Source organism: Streptomyces sp. NPDC090499 (assembly GCF_044769305.1).
Classification (GTDB): Bacteria; Actinomycetota; Actinomycetes; order Streptomycetales; family Streptomycetaceae; genus Streptomyces.
This window is the reverse complement of record NZ_JBIVXP010000002.1, coordinates 692,514-716,180: the sequence shown is the minus strand read 5'-3', so window position 1 is coordinate 716,180 and position 23,667 is coordinate 692,514. Positions and strand designations below refer to the sequence as shown.

Annotated in this window: 11 protein-coding genes; 5 read left to right on the top strand and 6 right to left on the bottom strand. The window is 70.3% G+C overall.

Annotated elements, in window-relative coordinates:
* The first annotated feature begins 6 nt into the window (after positions 1-6).
* Positions 7-471 carry a hypothetical protein gene (locus tag ACIQVL_RS11565; protein ID WP_403430446.1) on the top strand — a complete coding sequence of 155 codons (465 nt, stop codon included), beginning with the start codon at positions 7-9 and terminating at the stop codon, positions 469-471.
* A 151-nt stretch (positions 472-622) separates the two neighbouring features.
* Here the strand turns inward: ACIQVL_RS11565 and ACIQVL_RS11560 are convergent, their stop codons facing one another.
* Positions 623-1,567: a GNAT family N-acetyltransferase gene (locus ACIQVL_RS11560; protein WP_403475156.1), complete on the bottom strand. Its 945-nt coding sequence runs from the start codon at positions 1,565-1,567 to the stop codon at positions 623-625.
* A gap of 496 nt (positions 1,568-2,063) precedes the next feature.
* On the opposite strand from ACIQVL_RS11560, the gene acnA reads away from it, so the two are divergent.
* A complete protein-coding gene (gene acnA, locus ACIQVL_RS11555) occupies positions 2,064-4,778 on the top strand; it encodes an aconitate hydratase AcnA (RefSeq protein WP_403430442.1) in 2,715 nt (904 codons plus the stop codon).
* A 64-nt stretch (positions 4,779-4,842) separates the two neighbouring features.
* On the opposite strand, the gene ACIQVL_RS11550 is transcribed toward acnA, so the two are convergent.
* Positions 4,843-5,844, bottom strand: coding sequence for a response regulator transcription factor (locus ACIQVL_RS11550; protein WP_403430440.1), 1,002 nt, complete (start codon positions 5,842-5,844; stop codon positions 4,843-4,845).
* A 57-nt stretch (positions 5,845-5,901) separates the two neighbouring features.
* The gene (locus ACIQVL_RS11545) at positions 5,902-9,579 is read right to left on the bottom strand and encodes a S8 family serine peptidase (RefSeq protein ID WP_403475155.1); all 3,678 of its coding nucleotides are present in this window, start codon (positions 9,577-9,579) and stop codon (positions 5,902-5,904) included.
* 290 nt (positions 9,580-9,869) lie between these two features.
* Between ACIQVL_RS11545 and ACIQVL_RS11540 the strand changes: the two genes are divergently transcribed.
* Positions 9,870-10,595 (top strand): response regulator transcription factor, encoded by a 726-nt coding sequence (locus ACIQVL_RS11540; protein ID WP_403430437.1) that lies wholly within the window; start codon positions 9,870-9,872, stop codon positions 10,593-10,595.
* Positions 10,592-12,106, top strand: a complete 1,515-nt coding sequence (locus tag ACIQVL_RS11535) for an ATP-binding protein (RefSeq protein ID WP_403475154.1) — start codon at positions 10,592-10,594, stop codon at positions 12,104-12,106. The genes ACIQVL_RS11540 and ACIQVL_RS11535 overlap by 4 nt, the downstream gene beginning before the upstream one ends.
* Before the next feature lie 62 nt (positions 12,107-12,168).
* On the opposite strand, the gene ACIQVL_RS11530 is transcribed toward ACIQVL_RS11535, so the two are convergent.
* The gene (locus ACIQVL_RS11530) at positions 12,169-12,954 is read right to left on the bottom strand and encodes an alpha/beta fold hydrolase (RefSeq protein ID WP_403475153.1); all 786 of its coding nucleotides are present in this window, start codon (positions 12,952-12,954) and stop codon (positions 12,169-12,171) included.
* A gap of 73 nt (positions 12,955-13,027) precedes the next feature.
* On the bottom strand, positions 13,028-15,313 hold the full coding sequence (locus tag ACIQVL_RS11525) for an NEW3 domain-containing protein (protein ID WP_403475152.1): 2,286 nt from the start codon (positions 15,311-15,313) through the stop codon (positions 13,028-13,030).
* A gap of 896 nt (positions 15,314-16,209) precedes the next feature.
* Between ACIQVL_RS11525 and ACIQVL_RS11520 the strand changes: the two genes are divergently transcribed.
* A complete protein-coding gene (locus ACIQVL_RS11520) occupies positions 16,210-19,485 on the top strand; it encodes a GH92 family glycosyl hydrolase (RefSeq protein WP_403475151.1) in 3,276 nt (1,091 codons plus the stop codon).
* Positions 19,486-19,545: 60 nt separating this feature from the next.
* Here ACIQVL_RS11520 and ACIQVL_RS11515 read toward each other — a convergent pair whose 3' ends face one another.
* Positions 19,546-23,289 (bottom strand): GH92 family glycosyl hydrolase, encoded by a 3,744-nt coding sequence (locus tag ACIQVL_RS11515; protein ID WP_403475227.1) that lies wholly within the window; start codon positions 23,287-23,289, stop codon positions 19,546-19,548.
* Positions 23,290-23,667: the final 378 nt, after the last annotated feature.

Here is a 23,667-nt window from a genome sequence, read left to right as displayed (position 1 = left end):
TCGAAGATGCGCCTGACCCTGCCCATGGGGCTGGCCGCCTTCATGCTCGCCATCGCCAGTGCGTTCACCCCCGCCTCCGCGGCGGCCAACTGGCACTTCTTCAACGCGTACAGCGGCCAGTGCCTCAAAGTGGGTACCGCCGGAGCGCCGTTCCTCGGCTCGTGCTCCGGGACATACCTGTGGCACTGGGGCTCGGACACGAACACCTGGCAGGGGCACTCGATGCGCCGGCTGGTGAACAACTCGACCGGTGACTGCCTGACGACGGAGGACGTGGGCACCTACAACGCCGTCTGGACCGCCCCGTGCGGAGGGGGCCGGTCCGGACAGTTCTGGACCGCGGACGGCGATCTCATCGAGAACCAGAACTGGACCTACCTCTACGTGTCGTCCGGCGGCGTCCTCGAAAGCCTCGACACGAACATCCTCATCATCAACGACAACGTCACCTGGTACGACTCCACGGACTGACCTCTGCCGGGTGCCCTCACCGGCGGCTCGCGCCGCCGGTGAGGGCTGCCTCGGATCGGTTGAGACATCGCCGCCGGGGTTGTCTCATCCGGCCTGAGGCAGCCCGGGGTTTGCGGGAGCGCCGTCTCCGGAGCACCTGTCCGGTGGTCGATCAGCTCCAGGTCATGTTGATCTCGCGCCCGAAATTGACGTATCCAGCGCGATGGAAGGCGTTCGCCATCGGGACGTTGCCCAGGTCTGTGGACGCGCGGATGCGAGGGACTTCCTGCCCGGCAAGGATGCGGGTGCCCTCGGCGAGTAGGTCGTCGATGTAGCCATGGCCGCGGTGCGCGGGCACGACCGCGATGTAGGCGATGATCGCGTGGTAGCCGTTGTGGGCGGGGAGGACGAATCCCACCGGCTCTCCGTCGGGCAGGGTTGCGATCCGCCACCAGTCTCGTGGGCTTGTGTAGCGCGCCAGCTCGTCTTCGTAGTGCTTGACGGCCGCCTCTTGGGCGGACATCCGGGTCAGGTCGTCACGGCCGTGTGCGTCCAGCGTTCCGTCCATGACCGAGGCCATCAGTGCCACGAGCTCACCGGCGCCGCTGATCGGCCGGAACGCAAGGCGCCCGGTGGGCTTCGGGACCGGCGATTCCGGATGCCACTGCAGGCGCAGCCGTTCGACGAAGAGCCGGGCACCGGTCCGTTCCAGTACCGTCATGCGCTTCTCGACGGCTTCTCTGGTCCGTGTGTTCTCACGCCAGTCCGGCGGGACGAGACGGCTGTACTCAGGGGGACACGACCCGTTCGAAAGGGTGGCGGCCATCGCGGTGTGCAGAAGTCGCACCACGGTGTCGCTGTGATCGGGATTCGAGGCGTCGTCGTCGATGTCGAGGACATCCAGGACGAGCGGTGTGTCGCTGCCGACCCGGCTCCACCAGGCAGCTCTGGCCAGTAGGCGGTCACCGCGCAGCGCGACCCACATCCATTCCGGGCGCCGTCGGCCGACGGCAAGGTCGTCTGCCAGTTCCTCGTTGAGGACGTAGGGCAGTTGAGAGAAGAGATCGAGTTCTTCGGGTCCGCTGATCGGACGGATGGTCAGGTCGTTCTGGTTCACGGTTCAGGCATGCTCCGGTGAAGGCGCCCGTCCGCTCCGGGGTCAGACGCGGTCCGTGCCCCGGGAGGACGCAAGCGCGGTGATCATGGGACTCATCGGCTTGTCCCTCCTCTCGCTGTCGTGCTCCTCACCCTTGCGGCAGGAGCTCGTCCGCAACACCTATCCAACCGCAGCCCCTGTGCGCAATCCGTTTTCGATCACGTCCTTGCGAGACTGGGACACCGCACTGCTCGCCCGGGAAAGACTGGGACGCGGCCACCGATGCCCCGGAAGGACCGGGACTGCCCCGGGTTCGCTGACACAGGACAGCGGGTCCGGGCATGACCAACCCGCGACCGTGTACTAGAGTTATCTCGACATCGAGATATCTGCCTAGGCGCACCGCAACCGCCACCTTGGTAAGGCATGCCTAACTTAGCCTGACCTTACTGGATCGGCCAAGTCGGCGTGGCGGCACGATGACGGTGGTACGCGCACATCAATGAAGGAGACTGTCGTGTCGGCGAACAGCTTCGACGCCCGCAGCACGCTGCAGGTGGGCGACGAGTCGTACGAGATCTTCCGGCTGGACAAGGTGGAAGGCTCGGCTCGCCTTCCGTACAGCCTGAAGGTGCTGCTGGAGAACCTGCTCCGCACGGAGGACGGCGCGAACATCACCGCCGACCACATCCGCGCCCTCGGCGGCTGGGACTCGCAGGCCCAGCCCAGCCAGGAGATCCAGTTCACGCCGGCCCGCGTGATCATGCAGGACTTCACCGGCGTTCCCTGTGTCGTGGACCTCGCCACCATGCGTGAGGCCGTGAAGGAGCTGGGCGGCGACCCGGCGAAGATCAACCCGCTGGCCCCGGCCGAGCTGGTCATCGACCACTCCGTCATCGCCGACAAGTTCGGCACCAACGACGCCTTCAAGCAGAACGTCGAGCTGGAGTACGGCCGCAACAAGGAGCGCTACCAGTTCCTGCGCTGGGGCCAGACCGCGTTCGACGAGTTCAAGGTCGTCCCGCCGGGCACCGGCATCGTCCACCAGGTGAACATCGAGCACCTGGCCCGCACGGTCATGGTCCGGAACGGGCAGGCCTACCCCGACACCCTGGTCGGCACCGACTCGCACACCACCATGGTCAACGGCCTCGGCGTGCTCGGCTGGGGCGTCGGCGGTATCGAGGCCGAGGCCGCGATGCTCGGCCAGCCGGTCTCCATGCTCATCCCGCGCGTCGTCGGCTTCAAGCTGACCGGTGAGCTGAAGCCGGGCACCACCGCCACGGACCTCGTCCTCACCATCACCGAGATGCTCCGCAAGCACGGCGTCGTCGGCAAGTTCGTCGAGTTCTACGGCGAGGGCGTGGCCGCCACCTCCCTCGCCAACCGCGCCACCATCGGCAACATGTCGCCGGAGTTCGGCTCCACCGCCGCGATCTTCCCGATCGACGGCGAGACCCTGAACTACCTGCGCCTGACCGGCCGCTCCGACCAGCAGGTCGCGCTCGTCGAGGCGTACGCCAAGGAGCAGGGCCTCTGGCTGGACCCGAAGGCCGAGCCCGACTTCTCCGAGAAGCTGGAGCTGGACCTCGCCACGGTCGTCCCCTCCATCGCCGGCCCGAAGCGCCCGCAGGACCGTATCGTCCTCGCCAACGCCGCCGAGCAGTTCAAGAGCGACGTCCGCAACTACGTCGCCACCGCCGACGAGGCGGGCGAGGAGTCCTTCCCGGCCTCCGACGCCCCGGCCGCCGCCAACGGCGTCCCGACCAACCCGGTCACCGTCACCGCCCCCGACGGCACCACGTACGAGATCGACCACGGCGCGGTCACCGTCGCCGCGATCACCTCCTGCACCAACACCTCGAACCCGTACGTCATGGTCGCCGCCGCCCTGGTGGCCAAGAAGGCGGTCGAGAAGGGCCTGACCCGCAAGCCGTGGGTCAAGACCACCCTCGCCCCGGGCTCCAAGGTCGTCACCGACTACTTCGAGAAGGCGGGCCTGACCCCCTACCTCGACAAGGTCGGCTTCAACCTGGTCGGCTACGGCTGCACCACCTGCATCGGCAACTCCGGCCCGCTGCCGGAGGAGGTCTCCAAGGCCGTCAACGACCACGACCTGGCCGTGACCTCGGTCCTCTCCGGCAACCGGAACTTCGAGGGCCGGATCAACCCCGACGTCAAGATGAACTACCTGGCCTCCCCGCCGCTGGTCGTCGCCTACGCGCTCGCCGGCTCCATGAAGGTGGACATCACCAAGGACGCCCTCGGCACCGACCAGGACGGCAAGCCGGTCTACCTGTCGGACATCTGGCCGACCGAGGCCGAGGTCAACGACGTCGTCGCCAACGCGATCGGCGAGGACATGTTCAACAAGTCCTACGCCGACGTCTTCGCCGGCGACGCCCAGTGGCAGTCGCTGCCGATCCCGACCGGCAACACCTTCGACTGGGACCCGCAGTCGACCTACGTCCGCAAGCCCCCGTACTTCGAGGGCATGCAGCACGAGCCGGCCCCGGTCACCGACATCGTCGGCGCCCGCGTCCTCGCCAAGCTCGGCGACTCGGTCACCACCGACCACATCTCGCCCGCCGGTGCCATCAAGGCCGACACCCCGGCCGGCACGTACCTCACCGAGCACGGTGTGGAGCGTCGTGACTTCAACTCCTACGGCTCCCGCCGAGGCAACCACGAGGTCATGATCCGCGGCACGTTCGCCAACATCCGCCTGCGCAACCAGATCGCGCCGGGGACGGAAGGCGGCTACACCCGCGACTTCACGCAGGCCGACGCGCCGGTGGCGTTCATCTACGACGCCTCCCGCAACTACATCGAGCAGGGCATCCCGCTGGTCGTCCTGGCCGGCAAGGAGTACGGCTCCGGCTCGTCCCGCGACTGGGCCGCCAAGGGCACCGCGCTGCTCGGCGTGAAGGCCGTCATCGCCGAGTCCTACGAGCGCATCCACCGCTCGAACCTGATCGGCATGGGCGTGCTGCCGCTCCAGTTCCCGGAGGGCGCCACCGCCGAGTCCCTCGGCCTGACCGGCGAGGAGACCTTCTCCTTCACCGGTGTCGAGGAGCTCAACAACGGCACCACCCCGCGCACCGTCAAGGTCACCACCGACACGGGCGTCGAGTTCGACGCGGTCGTCCGGATCGACACCCCCGGTGAGGCCGACTACTACCGCAACGGCGGCATCATGCAGTACGTGCTGCGCAGCCTGATCCGCAAGTAAGGGATCCGGTACGGCGGTCGGGGCCGCGCTCCTGGTGGAGGGAGCGCGGCCCCGCGTCGTTGCGCTACAGCCAGCCGCGCTGAGCGGCCCGCAGCCCGAGCTGGAAACGGCTCGCCGCCCCGAGGCGTTCCTGCAGGTCGCTCACCCGCCGCCGCACCGTTCGCAGGCTCACCCCCAGGTGACGGGCCACCGCCTCGTCCTTCATCCCGGCCGCCAGCAGCCGTGTCAACGTCTGCTCGTCCTCGGAGAGTTCGCCGTTGCCATGGGGCCGGCCGAGCGGGGTCGCCTGCTGCCAGGCCAGCTCGAAGAGCTTCTGCAGCGCCTCGGTGACCGCCGAGTGCCAGACGACGACGGCGCAGTAGCCGCCCGCGGCGGACGAGGTCAGCGGGAGCAGCGCGCGGCGTCCGTCGACCACCAGCAGCTTGAGCGGCACGGACGGCAGCACCCGTGCCTGCTCGCCGAGTTCCACCATCCTCCAGGCCCGGGTCAGGGTGTTCGGATCCTCCAGGCCGCTCGCCGCGTAGACGCCGCGTGAGACGATCCCGCGCCTGAGCAGATCGGCCTGGAGGTCCACCTGCGGTGCCGGCGGGGCGAGGTACGGCGGAGTGTCGAAAAGGCACACCTCGTGCTCGGCGCGGGCGTACATCTCCTCCAGCCGGGCCGCGATGGCACCTTCGCCGGAGGCGACCTCGATCAGCCGGGTCGGCTCCTCGCGCAGCAGCCCGGCCTCGTACGCGGTGGCCATCTCCTCGGCGGTGGCGGCGAGCAGCTCGGACTCCGTCTCGCGCCGCCGGATCAGCGCGCGGATCGCCACCCGCGGGTCGACCGCTCGTAACCCGCCCATGGAGTCCGGCGGCTGGAGCAGGCCAAGGGTGAGCAGCCGGTTGCAGGCCTCGCGCAGCCGGGCCGGGGTCGCCCTGGTCAGCAGCGCCCAGCCGGCCGCGCCGGCGTCGGGCTGATGCAGAATCGACCGGTACACCGTCTCGTCGAAGGCGGAGACCCCCACCGCGGACCAGGGGCTCGCGGCAGGGGTCTGTCCTGCAGGATCATGTGCCGTGTTCACCATGGCTCGCCACGGTAGAGCTGCTTTGTCAAGAATCCTTACCGTGGCTCGGGCGGTCGCTCACTTCAGGCCGAACGCCCGCAGCACGGTCTGGTCGATCCCGTTGCCGTCCCGGTCGGCGGCCCGCACCCGCAGCGACACCGCCTCGGCACCCTTCGCCGGCCTGAACCGCGCCGTGCCGTTCCTGACCTTCACCTCCTTCCAGGACGTGCCGTCGTCGTAGGAGACCCAGGCCTTCAGGCTGCGCGCCCGCACGCTGCCCAGCTGGTCCGCGACCGGCAGCCCGATCTCCACCGCATGTCTGCGGTCGGCCCGGTTGAGAAGGTCGAGGCCCTTCGGGGTGATGCCGACCGTGAGCAGCGGCAGCGCCGTCTCCGTGTCGGTGTGCGCCGAGGAGAAGGTCCACTCGGTGTGTGTGCTCGTGGAGTACCTGGCCCACTCCGCCCGGCGCTGCACGTCCAGTTCGAAGCGGTACGCGGCCGGGCCCGCCGCCACCGCGAAGGTGCCGCGCCCGCCGAGCGCCGAGTCGCCGACCAGCTGCCCGTCCGCGTAGAGCCTGCCCTTCGCGGTGTTGTCGACGCCGTCGACGGCTCCGTAGTGACCCGGTGTGGAGTCGGTCAACTCCGGCACCGAGAGGGTGAGTTCGTCACCGTCGCGGACGGAGCGGCCGTACTCCTCGCTGCTTCCGGGCCGGAGGACCTGGCGCAGCCAGTCCTCGGCGGGCTCCGTACCAGGTTCGCCGAAGGTCCGCAGCGGGCTCCACTCGCCCTTGTTCGCCTTCCAGTTCGGATAGACGACGTGCCAGGTACGGGTGCCGGGGTCGACGTAGTAGTACTCGTCGCGTTCCGTGCCCAGCTGCGTGTAGACACTGTTCTCGACGCCGAAGAGCTGCCAGGGACGGAAGGTGTACAGGGTGTCCGCGCCCGTCTCGCCGGCCGTGGCCCCGTAGTAACGGGCTTTCCGCCGTACCGTGTCGGACTTGTCCAGGCGGTAGGTCTGGTGCGCGGTGATGGCTCCGCTCTGCGCGGCGAGCAGGTTGTAGACGTACGGACTGACCGGTGTGCCGCTGAGCTTCAGGGTGACCTTCCTGCCGGTCTTCAGCAGGCCGGCGAGCTCGGCGCCCTCCTCGCCGGTGGCGATCATCAGCGGGACGCCGGTCGCGCGGTCCACGGCCTCGATCCAGAAACCGGGTGTCCTGCGGTACGCGATGAGGTAACCCGCCCCGGCCCTGGTCGCGTTGTCGAGGGCGGTCTGCGCCCGCTCCGTGGCACCGAGCCCGACCACCGCCACCTTGCCCCTGACGTCGATCCCGGCGAAGTCGGCCTCGGTACCGCCGCCCGCGTCCACCGCCTGGACCGTGTGGTCACCGTTGATCTTCAACGGGAAGTCGTTGTAGGTCTGCGCGTAGGACAGTGAGGACAGCGCGGTCCTCTGCGGGCTGGTGACGGTCGCCGTCAACTCCTTGGCGTACAGGCGGAACTTGGCGTAGAAGTCCAGGGTGCCCACGGTGACCTGCTGGGTCGGCGCCACGTAGACGTGCTTGGTCCAGAAGCCCTGGCTGTAGGTGAGCCCCCAGGCCCCTCCCGGCCCCTCCCGGTGCCAGTTGGTACTGAAGCCCCGGAACTCGGAGTCCTGCTCGGTCCTCGGTCTGATCTCCACCGCCTTGCGGGCGTCGAGGACGACCGCGGTGTCCTGGTCGACCTTGATCTCGGGGTTGCCGACGACCGAGGTGCCGACGGCCAGGCCGCCCGCGTCCCGGTCCGGGATCCAGGTCGCGACGGAGTAGGTGCCGGCCGGTACCTGCCAGGTCCAGCCGCTGCCGATGAAGCCGTACTCGTCGGGGTAGGCGCCGTCCAGCTCCTGGAGCGTGTAGATCGACGCGCCGGTGGACGGCTTGCCCTCGCGGTCCACGAGGGAGACCTTGAGGCTGTACGTCTTCGGCGCCTTCTCGAAGCCGACGCCCGTGGTGACCCGGATGCCGTCGGCGGTCGCCGTGACATGGCCCGAGTACCGGCCCGGGGCCTCCTGCGCGGGGTCCACGCCGACCGGCACCGAGGCGGTGCCGTGCGCGGGCACGGTCAGGGCCTCCGCGCCGAGCGGGAGGTCGGAGAGTGCGGACGACAGCTTCAACTCCACCGCGCGGTCGGTGGTGTTGGTGTACGTGACGTCCTTGCTGACGACCCCGGTGTCACCGTCCGCGAACGTGCCGAAGCTCAGCGTCGGGGTCGCGAAGACGCCCTGCTCGACGGCCCGTACCGCGTCGACCCGGCCGTCGCCCTGCTCGAAGGCGGAGTCGTCGGGATTCGTCTTCGCGGTACTGGCGAGGGCCTCCTTGATCTGCGCGCCCGTCCAGTCCGGATGCGCCTCGGCGACCAGCGCCGCCGCACCCGCGACGTGCGGGGTCGCCATCGAGGTGCCGCTCGCCGTCGTGTAGTGGTCGTCGACCGGGGTGCCCATGCCGGTACCGGCGGCGCGGGCCGCCGTGATGTCCACGCCCGGCGCGGTGATCTCCGGCTTCACCGCGAAGTCGCCGAGGCGCGGGCCCCGGCTGGAGAACGAGGCCAGCTGGTCCGACTTGTCGACCGCGCCCACCGTCAGCGCGGAGTCGGCGATACCCGGGGTGCCCACGGTCTGCTCGCCCGGCCCCGCGTTGCCGGCCGCGATCACGAAGAGGGTGCCGGTGTCCGCGGACAGTTCGTCGACCGTCTGGCTGAGCACGTCCGAGGGGCCGTCCGCGGTACCGCCCAGGGACATCGAGACGATCTTCGCGCCGGAGTGCGCCGCCCACTCCATGCCCGCGATGATCCAGGACGACTGGCCGTTGCCCGTGTCGTCCAGCACCTTGCCGACCAGCAGCCGGGCGCCCGGGGCCACCCCCTTGTACCTGCCGTCCGAGGCCGCGCCCGAGCCGGCGATCGTGGACGCCACATGGGTGCCGTGCCCGAAGCCGTCCTGCACGGTCTCGTCCGGTACGAAGCTCTCGGAGCCGGCGATCTTCCCGGCCAGGTCCGGGTGCCCGAGGTCCACGCCGGTGTCCAGGACCGCGACCTCGACGCCCGTGCCGTCGTAGCCCGCCTGCCACACCTCGGGTGCGCCGATCTGCGGCACGCTCACGTCGAGGGACGCCTTCACCCTGGCGTCCAGCCAGATCTTGCCGATGCCGTCACCGAGCCGCCTCGCGGCCTTCGCGGTGGGCTCGGTGCCCAGCGGCGGGGCGATGTCCGACCAGAACGCGGTCGACTTCCGCGCGCTGAGCGCCGCGCCGTCGATCCCGGGCAGCGCCAGCGTCCGGCGTGCGCCCTCGGGGGTCTCGGCGCCCTTGTCGTACGTCGCGATGACCGGGGTGCTGCCGGTCTTCGCGTCCGTGTACCCCTGTGCGACCAGCCGGGACACGTTGAACAGGGCCGGGTCGAGGCGGCCCGCCCTGATCAGCGGGACGGCGTCCGCCGGCAGGACGCTGATCTCGCCGTCCTTCTCGCTCGACAGGAAGGTGGCGGCCGCACGGCCCTTGCCGCGCCGGACGTCGACGGCGTTCCTGCCGTCCGGGCCGACGGTGAGGGTCACGGTGTCGCCGGTGATGAGGGTGACGGTCTGCGGTGGGGTGGTGGTGCTCTGACCCGTGAGGGGTGTGACGGGTGTGGTGACCGGGGATCCCGGCGCGGATGCCGCGGGCATGACAGCCCCCGCGAGCAGTCCGGCCGCTCCTGCCACGGCCCACAGGGCGTGGAGTCTTCGCATGGGTGGACGTCCTCCCCTGAACGTGGAAACGCTTCCGCCCGGTAAGCGGAAGCCAGAGATCAGAGTGGGCGCCGGGTCGGCGGCGGCTCAAGGGAACACGGTGGCCGGAGGGTGCCAATGCCCGCTTCGGCCAAGGGAGTTGGCGCAAACAGCCCACCCGGAGGAGCCGGCCGCGGCCGGTCGTCCCCGGTCCGCGCGTCCGCATTGCGGCCCCCGCGCCCGTCCTGTCCCACGGCTTCGGCTCAGCGGGAACATAGCATTCCCCCAGGAGACCGGCACAGACTTGCTACATGTCTGCCACCGCAGCGGCCCGAACCGGCCGAGTCCGCGTCCTGATCGTCGACGACGAGCCCGGTCTCACCGAGCTGCTCTCCGCCGCCGTCGCCGACGCGGGCTGGCGCCCGTACCCCGCGCTCGACGGACAGAGCGCCCTGCGGCTGGCCCGCGGCTGCGCCCCGCACGCGGTGGTGCTCGACGGGATGCTGCCCGACCTCGACGGGCTCCAGGTGCTGCGCAGACTCCGCTACGAGATGCCGAGGCTGCCCGTCCTGATGCTCACCGCCCGCGACGCCGTCGAACACCGCATCGACGGCCTGGAGGCCGGCGCCGACGACTACGTCACCAAGCCCTTCTCCCTGGAGGAGGTCGTGCTGCGGCTGCGCGGGCTGCTGCGCCGGGCCGGCTCCGAACAGCCCCCGGCCGACGACTCGGTACGCGTACTCGGCGACCTGGTGCTGAGCGGCGAGTCCCGCGAGGTGCAGCGGGCCGGTACCCCCATCAGGCTCACCGCCAAGGAGTTCGACCTGCTCAGCCTGCTCCTGGACCATCCGCGCCAGGTGCTCAGCAAGGCCCAGATCCTCGACCACGTCTGGAGCACCTCCTTCGACGGCGGCGGCAACCTCGTCGAGGTCTACATCTCCAGCCTGCGCCGCAAGATCGACCGGGGCCGGGCGCCGATGATCCACACCGTGCGCGGCATGGGCTACGTCGTACGGCCCGTGGAGGACGGCAGATGACCGCCCGGCCGCGGAGCCGGTCGCTGCGCACGCGACTGCTCGTCTTCATCACCGCCGTCCTGGTCTGCGTGTGCGCCGCGATGGCCCTGACCACGGTGTTCGCCCAACGCGCCTATCTGATGGGCAATCTGGACAACCGGGTGAACGACGCGGTGGAGCGCAACGCGGGCGGCGCGGCCCTGCACCCGGAGCTGACCCGCGACCTGACCTTCCTCAACGAGGGCGGCCAGCCGGCCGGCATGCTCGCCGCCCGCATCGACGCCGAGGGCGACATCCTCAGCGCCGCCGTGGTCAGCCACGACGCGCCCCCGCGCTCGCTCACCACCGCCCAGACCGACGCCCTCAAGGGCATCGCGCCGGACGGCTCGACCCACACCCGCGCGGTCCCCGGCCTCGGCACCTACCGGGTCGCCGCCCTCGACGCGAGCGGCATCCGCGTCCTGACCGGCCTCCCCATGGACGACGTACTGGACACCATCAGCGGCCTGGTCGCGGTCGAGACCGCGGTCGCCGTCGTCGGCCTCACAGCCGCCGGGTGCGTCTGCGCGGTGGTGATACGACGGCAGCTGCGCCCCCTCGGCCGGGTCGCCGCCACCGCCGTCGAGGTCTCCCGCGCACCGCTCGGCCGCGGCCAGGTGACCGGCCTGACCCGGGTGCCCGAACAGGACACCGACCCCGGCAGCGAGGCCGGCCAGGTCGGCGCCGCCCTCAACCGGATGATCGACCACGTCGAGGCGTCCCTGGCGGAGCGCCAGCACAGCGAGGAACAGGTGCGCCGGAGCGAGGAGCGGATGCGCCGCTTCCTGGCCGACGCCAGCCACGAACTGCGCACCCCGCTCGCCTCGATCGCCGGATACGCCGAGCTGATGAACCGCGGCACGGACCGCATCGAGCCCGGCCTGGCCTGGCGCCGGGTCAACGCCGAGTCGGCCCGGATGCGCAGTCTGGTGGAGGACCTGCTGCTCCTGGCCCGCCTCGACGAGGGCCGCCCGCTGCAGTCCGCCGAGGTGGACATGGCCGCGCTGGTCGCGGAGGCGGTGTGGGACGCGCGGGCCGCCGGGGCCGGGCACGTCTGGCGGCTGGAACTCGGTCTCGACGACGGCCCGGCCCTGGTGCTGGGCGACGAGGCCCGCCTGCACCAGGTGGTGGCCAACCTGATGGCCAACGCACGGGTGCACACTCCCGCGGGTACGACCGTCACCGCGACCGTCGAATCCACCCGCACCACCTGCGTGATCCGGGTCCGGGACGACGGCCCCGGCATCCCGCCCGCCCTCCTGCCGACCGTGTTCGAACGCTTCACCCGCGCCGACACCTCCCGCACCCGCGCCGGAGTCCTGGAGGGCGGCTCGGGCCTGGGCCTCGCCATCGCCTCGGCCATCACCACGGCCCACGGCGGCCGCATCGACGTACAGAGCACCCCGGGCCGCACGGAGTTCACCCTCGTACTCCCGGTCACCGAACTCCCACCGACCGGAACGCCGACCGCCGCCCGCACGGCACCCGTCTAGAGGGGTGCCGCGGCCCGTCAGGGCGGCACGGCAACCCGGGGACCGCCACCCCGGTCACGGCGCTAACGGGCGAGGAACGGCCCCAGTACCGCAGCGAGTTCGGTGGGGGCGTCCAGTGCGACGAGGTGCGCGGCGCCGGCGAACTCGACCAGGGTGGCGCCGGGGATCCCGGCGGCGTACCGGCGGCCGATGTCCTGGAAGTCGGCGACGTCGAGCTTGCCGGTCCCCACCAGCGTGGGGACAGCGATGGTGGCGATGTCACCGGTTGCGGCGCCCTGGGAGTGCGTGCCCACGACGGCCTGGTTCACCAGCGACGTCCGTAGCGGGCCGCGGAGCTGGTCGGCCAGCCCCGCGGCAACGTCGTCCCACCCGCGAGCAGGCCCGCGCAGCCACATGTCCAGGTTCACACGGGTGGCGGCGTCCAGGTCGCCCGCGGCCAGGGCCGCAGTTTCGGCTTCGTCGTAGGCGACCATTTCCGCAGACCAGTGGTATCCCGGCCATGGTGGGGCCAACAGCGCCAGGGAATGCACCCGGCCCGGGTGGGCGAGCGTGAAGTCCACGGCCACGCGCCCGCCCCAGGACGCACCCACAAGCCGGACACGTTCGTGGCCGAGATGGTCCAGGAGGCGGCGCAGGTCGTCGGTCTCGCTGAACGGTCCGGTCGGGGGAACGGACTCACCGAAGCCGCGCAAGTCGTACCGGATGACCGTGTGCCGTTCTGCGAGCGCGGGCACGATCGCGTCCCACATGCGGTGATCGGCGATGCCGGCGTGCACGAGTACGACGGGCGGTCCGTCGCCGGCGACGACGTAGGAAAGGTGGCCAAGTTCGTCGGCGAGAGTGAGCATCCCCAGATGGTTGCAGGACGACCGCGCACGTACCACCCGACAAGGAAAGTCCGCTCTCGCCCGGCGCCCACGGTCAGCCGGCTCCGCCTGTGGGGGGAGTGGTCGTGAAGGTGTCGAAGTCGGCCTCGCCGGTGGTGCCCGAGGCGTGCGAGGTCTGGGTGAGGCCGACGTCCTGGGTGGCCGCGGCGGTCGGGACGGAGACGGTGCCGACCAGGTTCCAGGTGGTGCCGTCGGTGGAGTAGTAGCCGCTGTAGGTGGTGCCGTCGCGGACCAGTTTCAGCCACGACGGGTAGGCGGCGGTGCCGGCGGAGTCCTGGGAGTCCAGTGTTCCGTTGCCGTCGCTGTCCCAGTCGAGGAGGTAGCCGTTGGCCGGGGTGGCGACCAGGGCCAGGTAGCCGGGGGAGGTGTCCGGCTGCGTGATGTCGTTGCGGACCATGATCCCGGCCTTCGCCCAGACGTCCGTGTCCGACTGGGAGTCGAGCTTCACCGTGGTCACGGAACCGTCGTGCTCGGCTCCGGGCAGGTAGACCGTGCCGTACTCGTTGGTGCCGTTGTAGAGGTCGGCGCCCTGGGCCCGGATCCCGAGCCGGCTGCCGGACTGGCTGAAGCTCGCCTTGGTGGACGCGAACGTCCGGTACGGGGCGGTCACCTGATGGTTCACGGTGATCGTGTCACCGGCGCCGAGGTGCGTCCTCCCGGCCGACCGGAAGCGGTAGCTCGCCGTTGCCTGGAAGTCGCTGGAGGCGAAGAGCTTCGCCGAGGGCGGGACGGAGACGGAGTAGGTGGCCCTCAGCGCACCGCCGCCGTGGATCGTCCGGGCCCGCGTCGCCTGATGCGTGGTGATCTTCGTGCCGGACGGCCCGGTGAGAGTCAGGGCGGCGTCGGTGACCGGCCGCGAGCCGTTGTCGGACAGGACCGCGGTCACGGTACGCGTGGTGCTGTCGCTGGGGGCGGGGGCCCAGTTCAGCGCCAGCGAGACGTCCGGCGCCGCGCCGGCCACCGGGTGGCGGGTGCCGTGCACCCGGTAGAGGACCACACCGTGCGGCGGGACGTTCGCGGCGATCCGGCCCGCGGACTCGGTCAGCCCGTGGTTCCACAGGTCCCGCAGGGCGTAGTCACGCGCCTTGGGCAGGCCCAGCGCGGCCGCGCTGGTGGCCACCTCCCGGGGCGCCGAACCGGTGTTGAACAGGCCGACGACGGCGTCCCCGTCGGGCTCGGTCTTGGCGAACACCTGGGAGTTCGGGTCCGAGGAGATCCGCTGGGCGTCGATGCCGTCCTGGTCGACGGCGAGGACGTCGGTGTTCTTCAGCAGGGCGAGGTCGGCCGGGTCGAGGTGGGTGAGGTCGGTGCCGAGGATCAGCGGGGAGGCGGCCAGCGACCACAGGCTCATCTGGGTCCTGCGCTCGTCGGGGGTGAGGCCGTTGTCCGTGCCGTTCCCGATCTCCAGGGAGTCGTAGTCGTTGTAGCCACCGGGACCGCCGTACGGTGCCCAGGCGGCGACCTGGTCGAACCGGGAGGCGACGGAGGCCCAGGTGGTCAGGGGGTAACTGCTGCCGTCCGGACCGCAGTAGCACTCGACGTCGCCGCCGGTACGCCAGCCGTTGGAGAGTTTCTTCCAGGTGGCGGCATGGTTGATGTCGAGGTTGTTGGACAGCTCCAGATGGATCGGCCGCCCGGTGTGGTGCAGCGCGTCCGACCAGGCCTGGACGTCCTGTTCGTCGGGTGTGCCGACACCGTCGATCTTGAGGTAGTCGATGCCCCAGCCGGCGAACTGCCCGGCCCACGAGTCGACGAAGGTCTGCGCGCCGGGCTTGGTGTAGTCGATGCCCACCATGCCGCCGCAGTTGTAGTTGTTCTCCGTCGTCGTGGTGGCGATGTCCCGCGCGTGGTACGGGGTTCCCTGGATCTCGGTGTTCTTGGCGACCGCCTGCTGGGAGATGCCCGGGGTGACGTACAGGCCGAACTTCAGCCCGAGGGAGTGGATGTAGTCGGCCACGACCTGGATGCCGTTCTCGGCGCCGCGGGGCGGGAACTTGGCCGGGTCGGTGACCCAGCGGCCGTACTGGTCGACGTCGGGACCCTGGCTGCCCGGGCACTGGTACCAGAAGTCGTCGACGTTGGCGTAGACGAACCCGTGCCTCGCGAGCCCGCTGTCCTTGAGCGCCTTCGCCTGCGCCTCGATGGTGGCCGCGGTCGGGTTGCGGCGGACGAAGCTCCAACTGCTCCACCCGAGCACGGGCTTGAGCCCGACACCGTTGTCATCGGCTCGCGCCGGCTGTCCGCCGCCCGCGGTGACCCCCATCGTGAGCAGCACCGCTCCGGTGAACGCGGCCAGGACGCCGCGTATCCGTCTCCTCATGAGTTCTTCCTCCATCGCAGCGCCCTGACAGCGCGACGGTCGGTGTCGGAAGGCCGATGACTCAGAAACCGTCAAGAACCAACCTCATGGCCGCGTCAAGTGAACATGACCGCACGCCAGTCACCACATAGCGCGCTCGGCCAAGAATGGGTCAAGTCTGTATGCCGGCTGTGGCGGCCCTGCTGCCCGGCAGCAGGGCCCGCCGCTCGGAACGGCGAAGCCGTGCCACGCCGTTTACACCCGCCCCGGTTCGCGCTAGCTTCGCGGGGGAGTGGGGTGGGAGCGCTCCCATATCGCCCCGGCGGACCGGAACCCGTCGGGGTGGTGGGCCCGCTTCCGCCCCGCGTTCGTCTCCCTGACCCGTGCGCGGCCGTCCACTCCGCGCAGAGACGGTCATGCCATGCGTATGGCAATCGAACTGGTCCACACGCCGACTGGAACGGCTCGCTCGGTCCCGGGCGGAGCGCGACCTTCGGCTGCGTCGTCCAGGGTGGCGGCGGGGACGGGGCAACCGGCCTGCCGTGTCAGGTCGGTCGGCGTCGGCGATCCGCTCTGGGCGGACCCGGTGTCGTTGCACACCGGGTCCGCGAGCCGGGCAGGCGAGGGGGGTGGGCGGCCTGTCCGGGGGGAGTTGCTCGTGGTGCTCCTGCGTGTCTGCTGTGCGGCTTGTGTCGGTCCCGTGACGGGCGACAACGTTGTCTCATGGTCTGTACATGACTTTACCGCCTCAGCGGACAACGATGTCAACCCACTTCGGGTCGCCCGACCGGGTGAACCGGCGCCGTGCCGTCCCCGGCGGACGCGGTCTTCCGTGTTACCGGTGGCGCACGTTACTGTCCCTGCGGCTTGTGCGACCTGTGGTGCGCGACCCCGTCCGAAGGAGGAAGGGCCGCGTCATGCGTTTCCGACCCTTGTCCCTGCTGCTGGCCGCGGTACTCGCGGCCGGCGGTGCCGTCCCTGCCCTCGCGGCGACGACCACGAGCGCACCCCCCGAACTGGTCAAGGACCCCACGGCGTACGTCGACCCGCTGATCGGCAGCAGGAACGGCGGCAACACCTTCCCGGGCGCCGTCATGCCGTTCGGCATGCTCTCCTGGAGCCCGGAGAACACCAGAGGCGACGCGACGCGAACGGCCGCGCCCGGCGGCTACCAGTACGACGCCACCCGCATCCGCGGCTTCAGCCTGACCCACATGTCCGGCACCGGCTGCGCGGGCGGCAGCGGCGACATCCCGTTCTTCCCGTACGCGGGCGACGTCACCTCGTCCCCGGCGAGCGACACCAAGGACGCCGTCTACGCCTCCGACTTCAGCCACGCCGACGAGACCGCCGAGCCCGGCCACTACAAGGTCGGCCTCGCCTCCGGCGTCACCGCCGACCTCACCGCGACCACCCGCACCGGCTCGGCCCGCTTCACCTACCCGGCTGGCAAGCCCGCCTCCCTGCTCATCCGCACCGCCAACTCCGAGGTCGGCTCGTCCGACTCGACCGTCACCATCGACCCGGACACCCGCACCGTCTCCGGCTCGGTCACCTCCGGCGACTTCTGCGGCTACCTCGACCCCGAGGGCCAACGCTCCTACTACACGCTCTACTTCACCGCCCGCTTCGACCGCGCCTTCACCGCCACCGGCACCTGGCAGGACGACCGGCTCAGCCCGGGCTCGACGACCGCCTCCGGGGGTACCGGCGGCTTCTCGGCGAACGGCGGACGGCCCGTCGCCGGCAAGGGCGCCGGTGGATACGTCCGGTTCACGCCCGGCTCGGGCCCGGTGAACGTCAAGGTCGGCATCTCGTACGTCAGTCAGGCCGCCGCCGCGGCGAACCTGCGGGCGGAGAACCCGCCACGGCGCTCCTTCGACGCCGTCCGCGACGCGGCCCACCGCGCCTGGCGCGACCGCCTCGGCGCCGTCCGAGTCGGCGGCGGCACGGACGCCGACCGCACCACCTTCTACACGGCGCTCTACCACTCGCTCTTCCACCCGAACGTCATCAGCGACGCCGACGGCCGCTACCGGGGCAGCGACGACAGGGTGCACCGCGTCGCCCGCGGCCACCGGGCCCAGTACGGCACGTTCTCCGGCTGGGACGTCTACCGCGACCAGGTCCAGCTGCTGACCCTCCTGGACCCGCGTACGGGCTCGGACATCGCCCAGTCGCTCTACGAACTCGCCCGGCAGAACGGCGGGGTCTGGGACCGCTGGCTGCACGGCGCGAGCGGCACCCACGTGATGAACGGCGACCCGGCACCCACCGCGCTCGCCGGCATCCGCGCCTTCGGCGGCACCGACTTCGACCTGAAAGGTGCGCTGGACTCGTTGGTGAAGGCGGCCACGGTCCCGACGGCCCAGGACCTGTCCGCGGCCGGCAAACCGGTGCTGTCGGTCGGCCAACGGCCTTCCCTCGACAAGTACCTGGCCCATCACTACATGCCGTCCGTGTCGAACGCCTGGGGCGGCGCCGCCGAGACCCTGGAGATGTCCACGGCGGACTTCTCCCTCTCCCAGCTCGCCGCGGCAGCGGGGGAGAAGGGGACGGCGGCCGCCTTCGCCGACCGTTCCCAGTGGTGGCAGAACAACTTCGACATCGCCGCCGACGCGACCGGCGGCTACATCGCCAACCGCAAGGCGGACGGCAGCTGGGTCACCGGCTTCACCCCGGCCACCGGCAACGGGTTCGTGGAGGGCACCGCCGCCCAGTACACCTGGATGGTCCAGCACAACCCGGCCGGCCTCTTCGCCGCGCTGGGCGGCACCGACCAGGCCCTCGCCCGCCTCGACACCTTCTTCCACAACAGCGACGGCAGCTGGGCCCTCACCGGCAGCGGCGGCGACAAGTCCGAGCTGGACAACGAACCCTCGCTCAACGTGCCCTACCTGTACGACTACGCCGGCGTCCCCTACCGGACCCAGGAGACCGTCCGCGCGGCGATGACACAGCTCTGGTCGACGCAGCCCGGGGGCATCCCCGGCAACGACGACCTCGGCGCGATGTCCTCCTGGTACGTCTTCTCGGCGCTCGGCATGTACCCGCAGGTCCCCTCCCGTGCCGAACTCGTCCTCGCCTCGCCCCTGTTCGAGCGCGTGGAGATCGACCGCCCGGACGGCAACGACATCTCGGTGCACGCGACGGGCGCGGCGGGCGACGCCCCGTACGTCCAGTCCCTGAAGGTCAACGGCCGCACCAGCGACCGCCCTTGGCTCGACAGCTCCTTCGTCCGCGACGGCGGCCGGCTCGACTACACCCTCGCCACGACCCCGAACCGCAGCTGGGGCACGAACACCCCGCCCCCGTCCTTCCGCCAGGGCGAGCAGCCGTACCAGATCGGGGTCGGTCCGACGACCGCGACGATCGCCCCCGGCGACAGTACGACGCTCACCGTCAGCGCCCGGTCCCTGTCCGGCGGCACCGGTCCCGAGGTGCGCTTCCGCGTCGAGACACCGGACGGCGTGTCGGCCACCCCGGCGCAGGGCACGGTCACCGGCGGTTCCCGGCAGATCACGCTCACCACCACCGCGGGCACCCCGCAGGGCTACTACGACGCGAAGGTCTCCGTCACCTCGGCCGACTCCTCCTACGTCCAGCCGGTCGCCCTCACCGTCGCCGCACCCGGCACCCTCCTCGCCGCCTACTCCGACACCGGCATCTCGGACGACTCCGGCGACCACGACGAGGCCGACTTCGACGGCGGCGGCTGGAGCTACTCCCGCCAGGCCCTCGCGGCGGCCGGCCTCACCCCGGGCACCCAGGGCACGGTGGACGGCCTCACCTACACCTGGCCGAACGCCCCCGCGGGCCGCCCGGACAACGCGACCGCCACCGCCCAGACCATCGGACTCCCCGCCCCCGCCACCACACTGTCCTTCCTCGGCAGCGCCACCAACGGCAACCAGTCCGCCCAGGCGACCGTCACCTACACCGACGGCACCACCGCCACCGTCGACCTCTCCTTCACCGACTGGACCATCGGCGGCGGAGGCGGCACCGTCCAGTACGGCAACGAGATCGTGGCGAGAACCGCGTACCGGAACGTGGCCGGTGCGGACAAGGACCTGGTGGCCACCTACGTCTTCGCCACCAAGCCCTTCACCGCCCCGGACGGCAAGACCATCAGGAGCGTCCGGCTGCCCCAGAACAGCGACCTGCACGTGTTCACCCTCGCCACCGGCTGACCGCCGGACAGCAGAGGGGGCGGGCCCGAACGGGTCCGCCCCCTCTGCCGTGCCGTTGTCTCAGGCCAGCAACTCCACCTCCGCCAGGGTGGATTCACCGTCCAGGACGAGCCGGTAGTGGGGGTACGCCCCGGGCTTGTGGATGGTGAACGCCCGCGTCTGCAGGTTCCAGTCGAAGGATTCCCCGGAACGCTTGTCCACGGTCTTCCAGTTCGTGCCGTCCGTCGAGGCCTGGAGGGTCCAGCCCGTCGGGGCCTTCGTGTGGTCCGACGGTGAGGTGAGGGTGTACTGGATCCCCTTGGCCGACCCGGTCACCGGGAGGTCCACCGAGGACACCGTCTCCTCGGTCGCCGAGGTGTTGTCGAACAGGGAGCCGTCGGCCTTCAGGACGTCCGCGCGCGGGGTCGGGACCTTGTCGTCCTTGGTGATGGAGACCGGGGCGGCGTCCTTCCCGGTGCCCCAGTTCGACGGCTTCGGGCCCATCGTGAAGTCGATGACACCGCCCTTGGAGAGGAGGGAGTGGGGGAGTGAGGTCGACGTCCAGGTGCTGCCGTTGACGCGGACACTCTGCACGTAGACGTTCTTCGCGCTGTTCTGCGGCGCCTTGACCACCAGGTCGTGACCGTTCTCCAGGTGGACCGTCGCCTTCCTGAACAGCGGGGAGCCGATCGTGTAGTCACCGCTGCCCATCACCAGCGGGTAGAAGCCGAGGGCGGAGAAGAGGTACCAGGCCGACTGCTCGCCGTTGTCCTCGTCGCCGTGGTAGCCCTGGCCGATCTCGCTGCCGAGGTAGAGCCGGGAGAGCGCCTGACGGACGTAGGCCTGCGCCTTCCAGGGCTGGCCGGCCGCGTCGTACATGTAGATGACGTGGTGGGCGACCTGGTTGGAGTGGCCGTACATGCCCATCCGGACGTCCCGGGCCTCGGTCATCTCGTGGATGACCCCGCCGTAGGAGCCGACGAAGTCGGGGGAGGCCGTCTCGGGCGTCGCGAAGAACTCGTCGAGCTTGTCGGCGAGGCCGGACCGGCCGCCGTACAGGTTGGCGAGGCCCCGGCTGTCCTGCGGGGCGGTGAAGGCGTAGCCCCAGCCGTTGGTCTCGGTGTAGTCGTACCCCCACACCCGCGGGTCGTACGACGCGGAGTCCACCCGCCAGTCGCCCTGGGCGTCCTTGCCCTGGAAGAAGCCGGCCTTGGGGTCGAAGAGGTCCACGTAGTCCTGGGCGCGGTTGAGGAAGTAGTCCGACTCCTCCTTGTAGCGCTTGTCGCCGGTCTTCTTGTAGAGCGCCTTGCCCATCTCGGCGATGCCGTAGTCGTTGACGTATCCCTCCATCGCCCAGGACAGGCCCTCGCGGGTGTCGTCGCTGGTGTAGCCGAGGAAGGGGGAGGTGGACATGCCCTTGCGGCCGACGCCCGAGGAGGGCGGGACCACGGTCGCGTTCTTCAGGGCCGCCTCGTACGCCGCCTTCGCGTCGAACTTCACGCCCTTGACGTAGGCGTCCGCGAACGCCACGTCCGAGGAGGTGCCGGTCATCAGGTCGGCGTAGCCGGGGGAGGACCAGCGCGAGGTCCAGCCGCCGTCCTTGTACTGCTGCACGAACCCGTCGACCATCTCACCGGCCTGACCCGGTGTCAGGAACGAGTACGCGGGCCAGGTCGTGCGGTACGTGTCCCAGAAGCCGTTGTTGACGTACACCTTGCCGTCCACGATCTTCGCGCCGGTGTGCGTAGGGGTGTCCTGGCTGGTCATGGGAGAGAACGGGGAGGCGTACTGGTACGTCGAACCGACCTTCTCGAAGCCGGAGTTCGGGTACAGGTACAGCCGGTACATGCTGGAGTAGAGGGTGGTCAGCTGGTCGGCCGTGGCGCCCTCCACCTCCACCTTGCCGAGCAGCTTGTCCCAGACCTTCTGCGCCTGTGCCTTCACCGTGTCGAAGGAGGTGCCGTCCGGGATCTCCTGGCGCAGGTTGTCCTTCGCCTGGTCGACGCTGATCAGGGAGGTGGCCAGGCGGAGCGTGACGGTGTGGTCGGAGCCCGCGTCGAAGCGCAGGTAGCCCTTGACCCCGCTAGCGTCGCCGCCCGTCACCGGCTTGTCGAAGACGCCGTAGACGAAGAGCCGGGTGGCGCCCGTCGACAGGCCCGACTTCACGTCGGAGTAGCCGGTGACGGTCCCGTGCTCCTTGTCCAGGGTCAGGCCCGCCTGCTCGGTCACGTTGTCGAAGATCACGCTCGCGTCGTCGCCGGGGTAGGTGAAGCGCAGCGCGGCCGCGTGGTCGGTCGGCGTTATCTCGGCCTTCAGCCCGTTCTCGAACCTGACACCGTAGTAGTAGGGCCGTGCGGTCTCGTTCTCGTGCCGGAAGGCCAGTTCGCGGGCCTCCCGGCCGGTGTCCGGGGTGCCGGAGGCGGCGGACGGCATCATCTGGAAGGTCTGCCGGTCGCCCATCCAGGGGCTCGGCTCATGGCTCGCGCTGAACGCCTGGATCGTCGGCAGGTTGTCGTCGTTGTTCGCGCGGGCGTATTCGTACAGCCAGCTCTCCGAGGACGCGTTGGTCACCGGCGTCCAGAAGTTGAAGCCGTGCGGCAGGGCCGTCGCCGGGAAGTTGTTGCCGCGCGAGAAGCTGCCGCTGGAGTTGGTGCCGCGGGTGGTCAGCGCGTAGTCGGACAGGTGCGCCTTCGGCTTCTCGGGGGCCACCGGCTTCAGCGACACGTCGTCGATCCAGCCGCGGAACTTGGCCGGCCCCGCGGGGGAGTCGTAGCCCACCAGGATCCGGTCGACCGTCTTGCCGGCCGCGACCGAACCGATCACCGACGAGATGCTGTTCCACTGGTTGACGTACAGCGCCTTCGACGCGCCCTGCGCGCGCGGCGAGAGCCCGAACCCGTGCTGGTCGACGGCCCCGAGGTCGCTGAGGTAGGTGCCGTCCGTGAAGGCCAGGTCCACCGCCACGTTGGTGGCGTCGTAGTCGAGGTCGCCGTCGGCCATCGAGGGGAAGATCCGGTACGCCAGCTGCGTGTCCCGGCCGACCTTCACGTTCACGTCGAAGACCTTGTTGTACGAGTACGCCCGGCCGGTCGCCGTGTGCCGTCCCGCGTAGCGCAGCGCGTGCGTTCCGGTGAAGCCGGCCCGCGCCTTCGCGGTCGGCGAGCCGGTCGGTCCCTTGTCGACCAGCGAGAGCATGTCCTGGGGCACGGGACCGCCGCTGCCGCCCGTGGAGAACTGGACGTCGGCGATCTGGAGGATGTCCGGGGCGCCGTTGTTCTTCGTGACGTCGAGCCGGAAGTGCTGGTACTCGGCCGGTGCGGAGAGGTCGTACGACTTGGTCTGGAAGCGTTCCGTGAAGGCCTCGCCGGTCCGGGTGTCGACGGTCTTCCAGTCCTTGCCGTCCGTCGAACCCTGGAGGGTCCAGTCCGCGGGGTCGCGCTCGGCGTAGTCGTTCGCCGAGGTGAGGGCGTAGGTCACCAGCTTGACGGGCTTGTCGAAGTCGAACTCGGCCCAGCCGGTGGGCTCGAAGGTGAGCCACTTGGTGCCGGACTCGCCGTCGACGAGGTTCTCCTTGACCTCGCCCGCGCCGGTGTTCTCGCCGCTCGCCCGCATGTCGGTCACGTGGTCGGTGACGTTCCCGGGGATGCCGGTGCTGTAGCCGCCGTCCACCCCGGAGGCGCGCGGAGCGCCGCTCGGGTCGGTGTCCACGGTGTCGGACCAGTCCGGTGACGGATCGCCAGACTCGAACGAGGATGCGAACTGTGTCGAGGCGGCCGGTGCCTTCGCCGGCAGCGCCACCGCGGCTCCCTGGGAGCCCAGGGTCATGACTACGGCGGCCGCGATCACGACCGCCGTACCAGATCCGTGCCCTGTTCTTCGCTGCGTTCTCCGCTGCATCACAACGGGTACCCTCCCTGCCACATGAGACAACGTTGTCAGCTGCGTGGCGCAGGAACCAGTAGGTGGTCAAGTGACCCGTGATGTCAAGGGTGTTGGGTGCGGCATTCAGGGGTGTATGTCGGCTCTTTTTCCGGCAAGGCGTACAGAGATCGCTCATATTTCCGACAGGTCTCAACTAGGAAAAGACCCGTGGCCAACCTTGCATTCGATCTTGCCCCGTCGGCGGGAAGTGGACTATACCTGTCGGCGTTTCCCGCATGACTTCCTGCACGACCCAGCACTACCCGACCGCGGTGCCGGGGA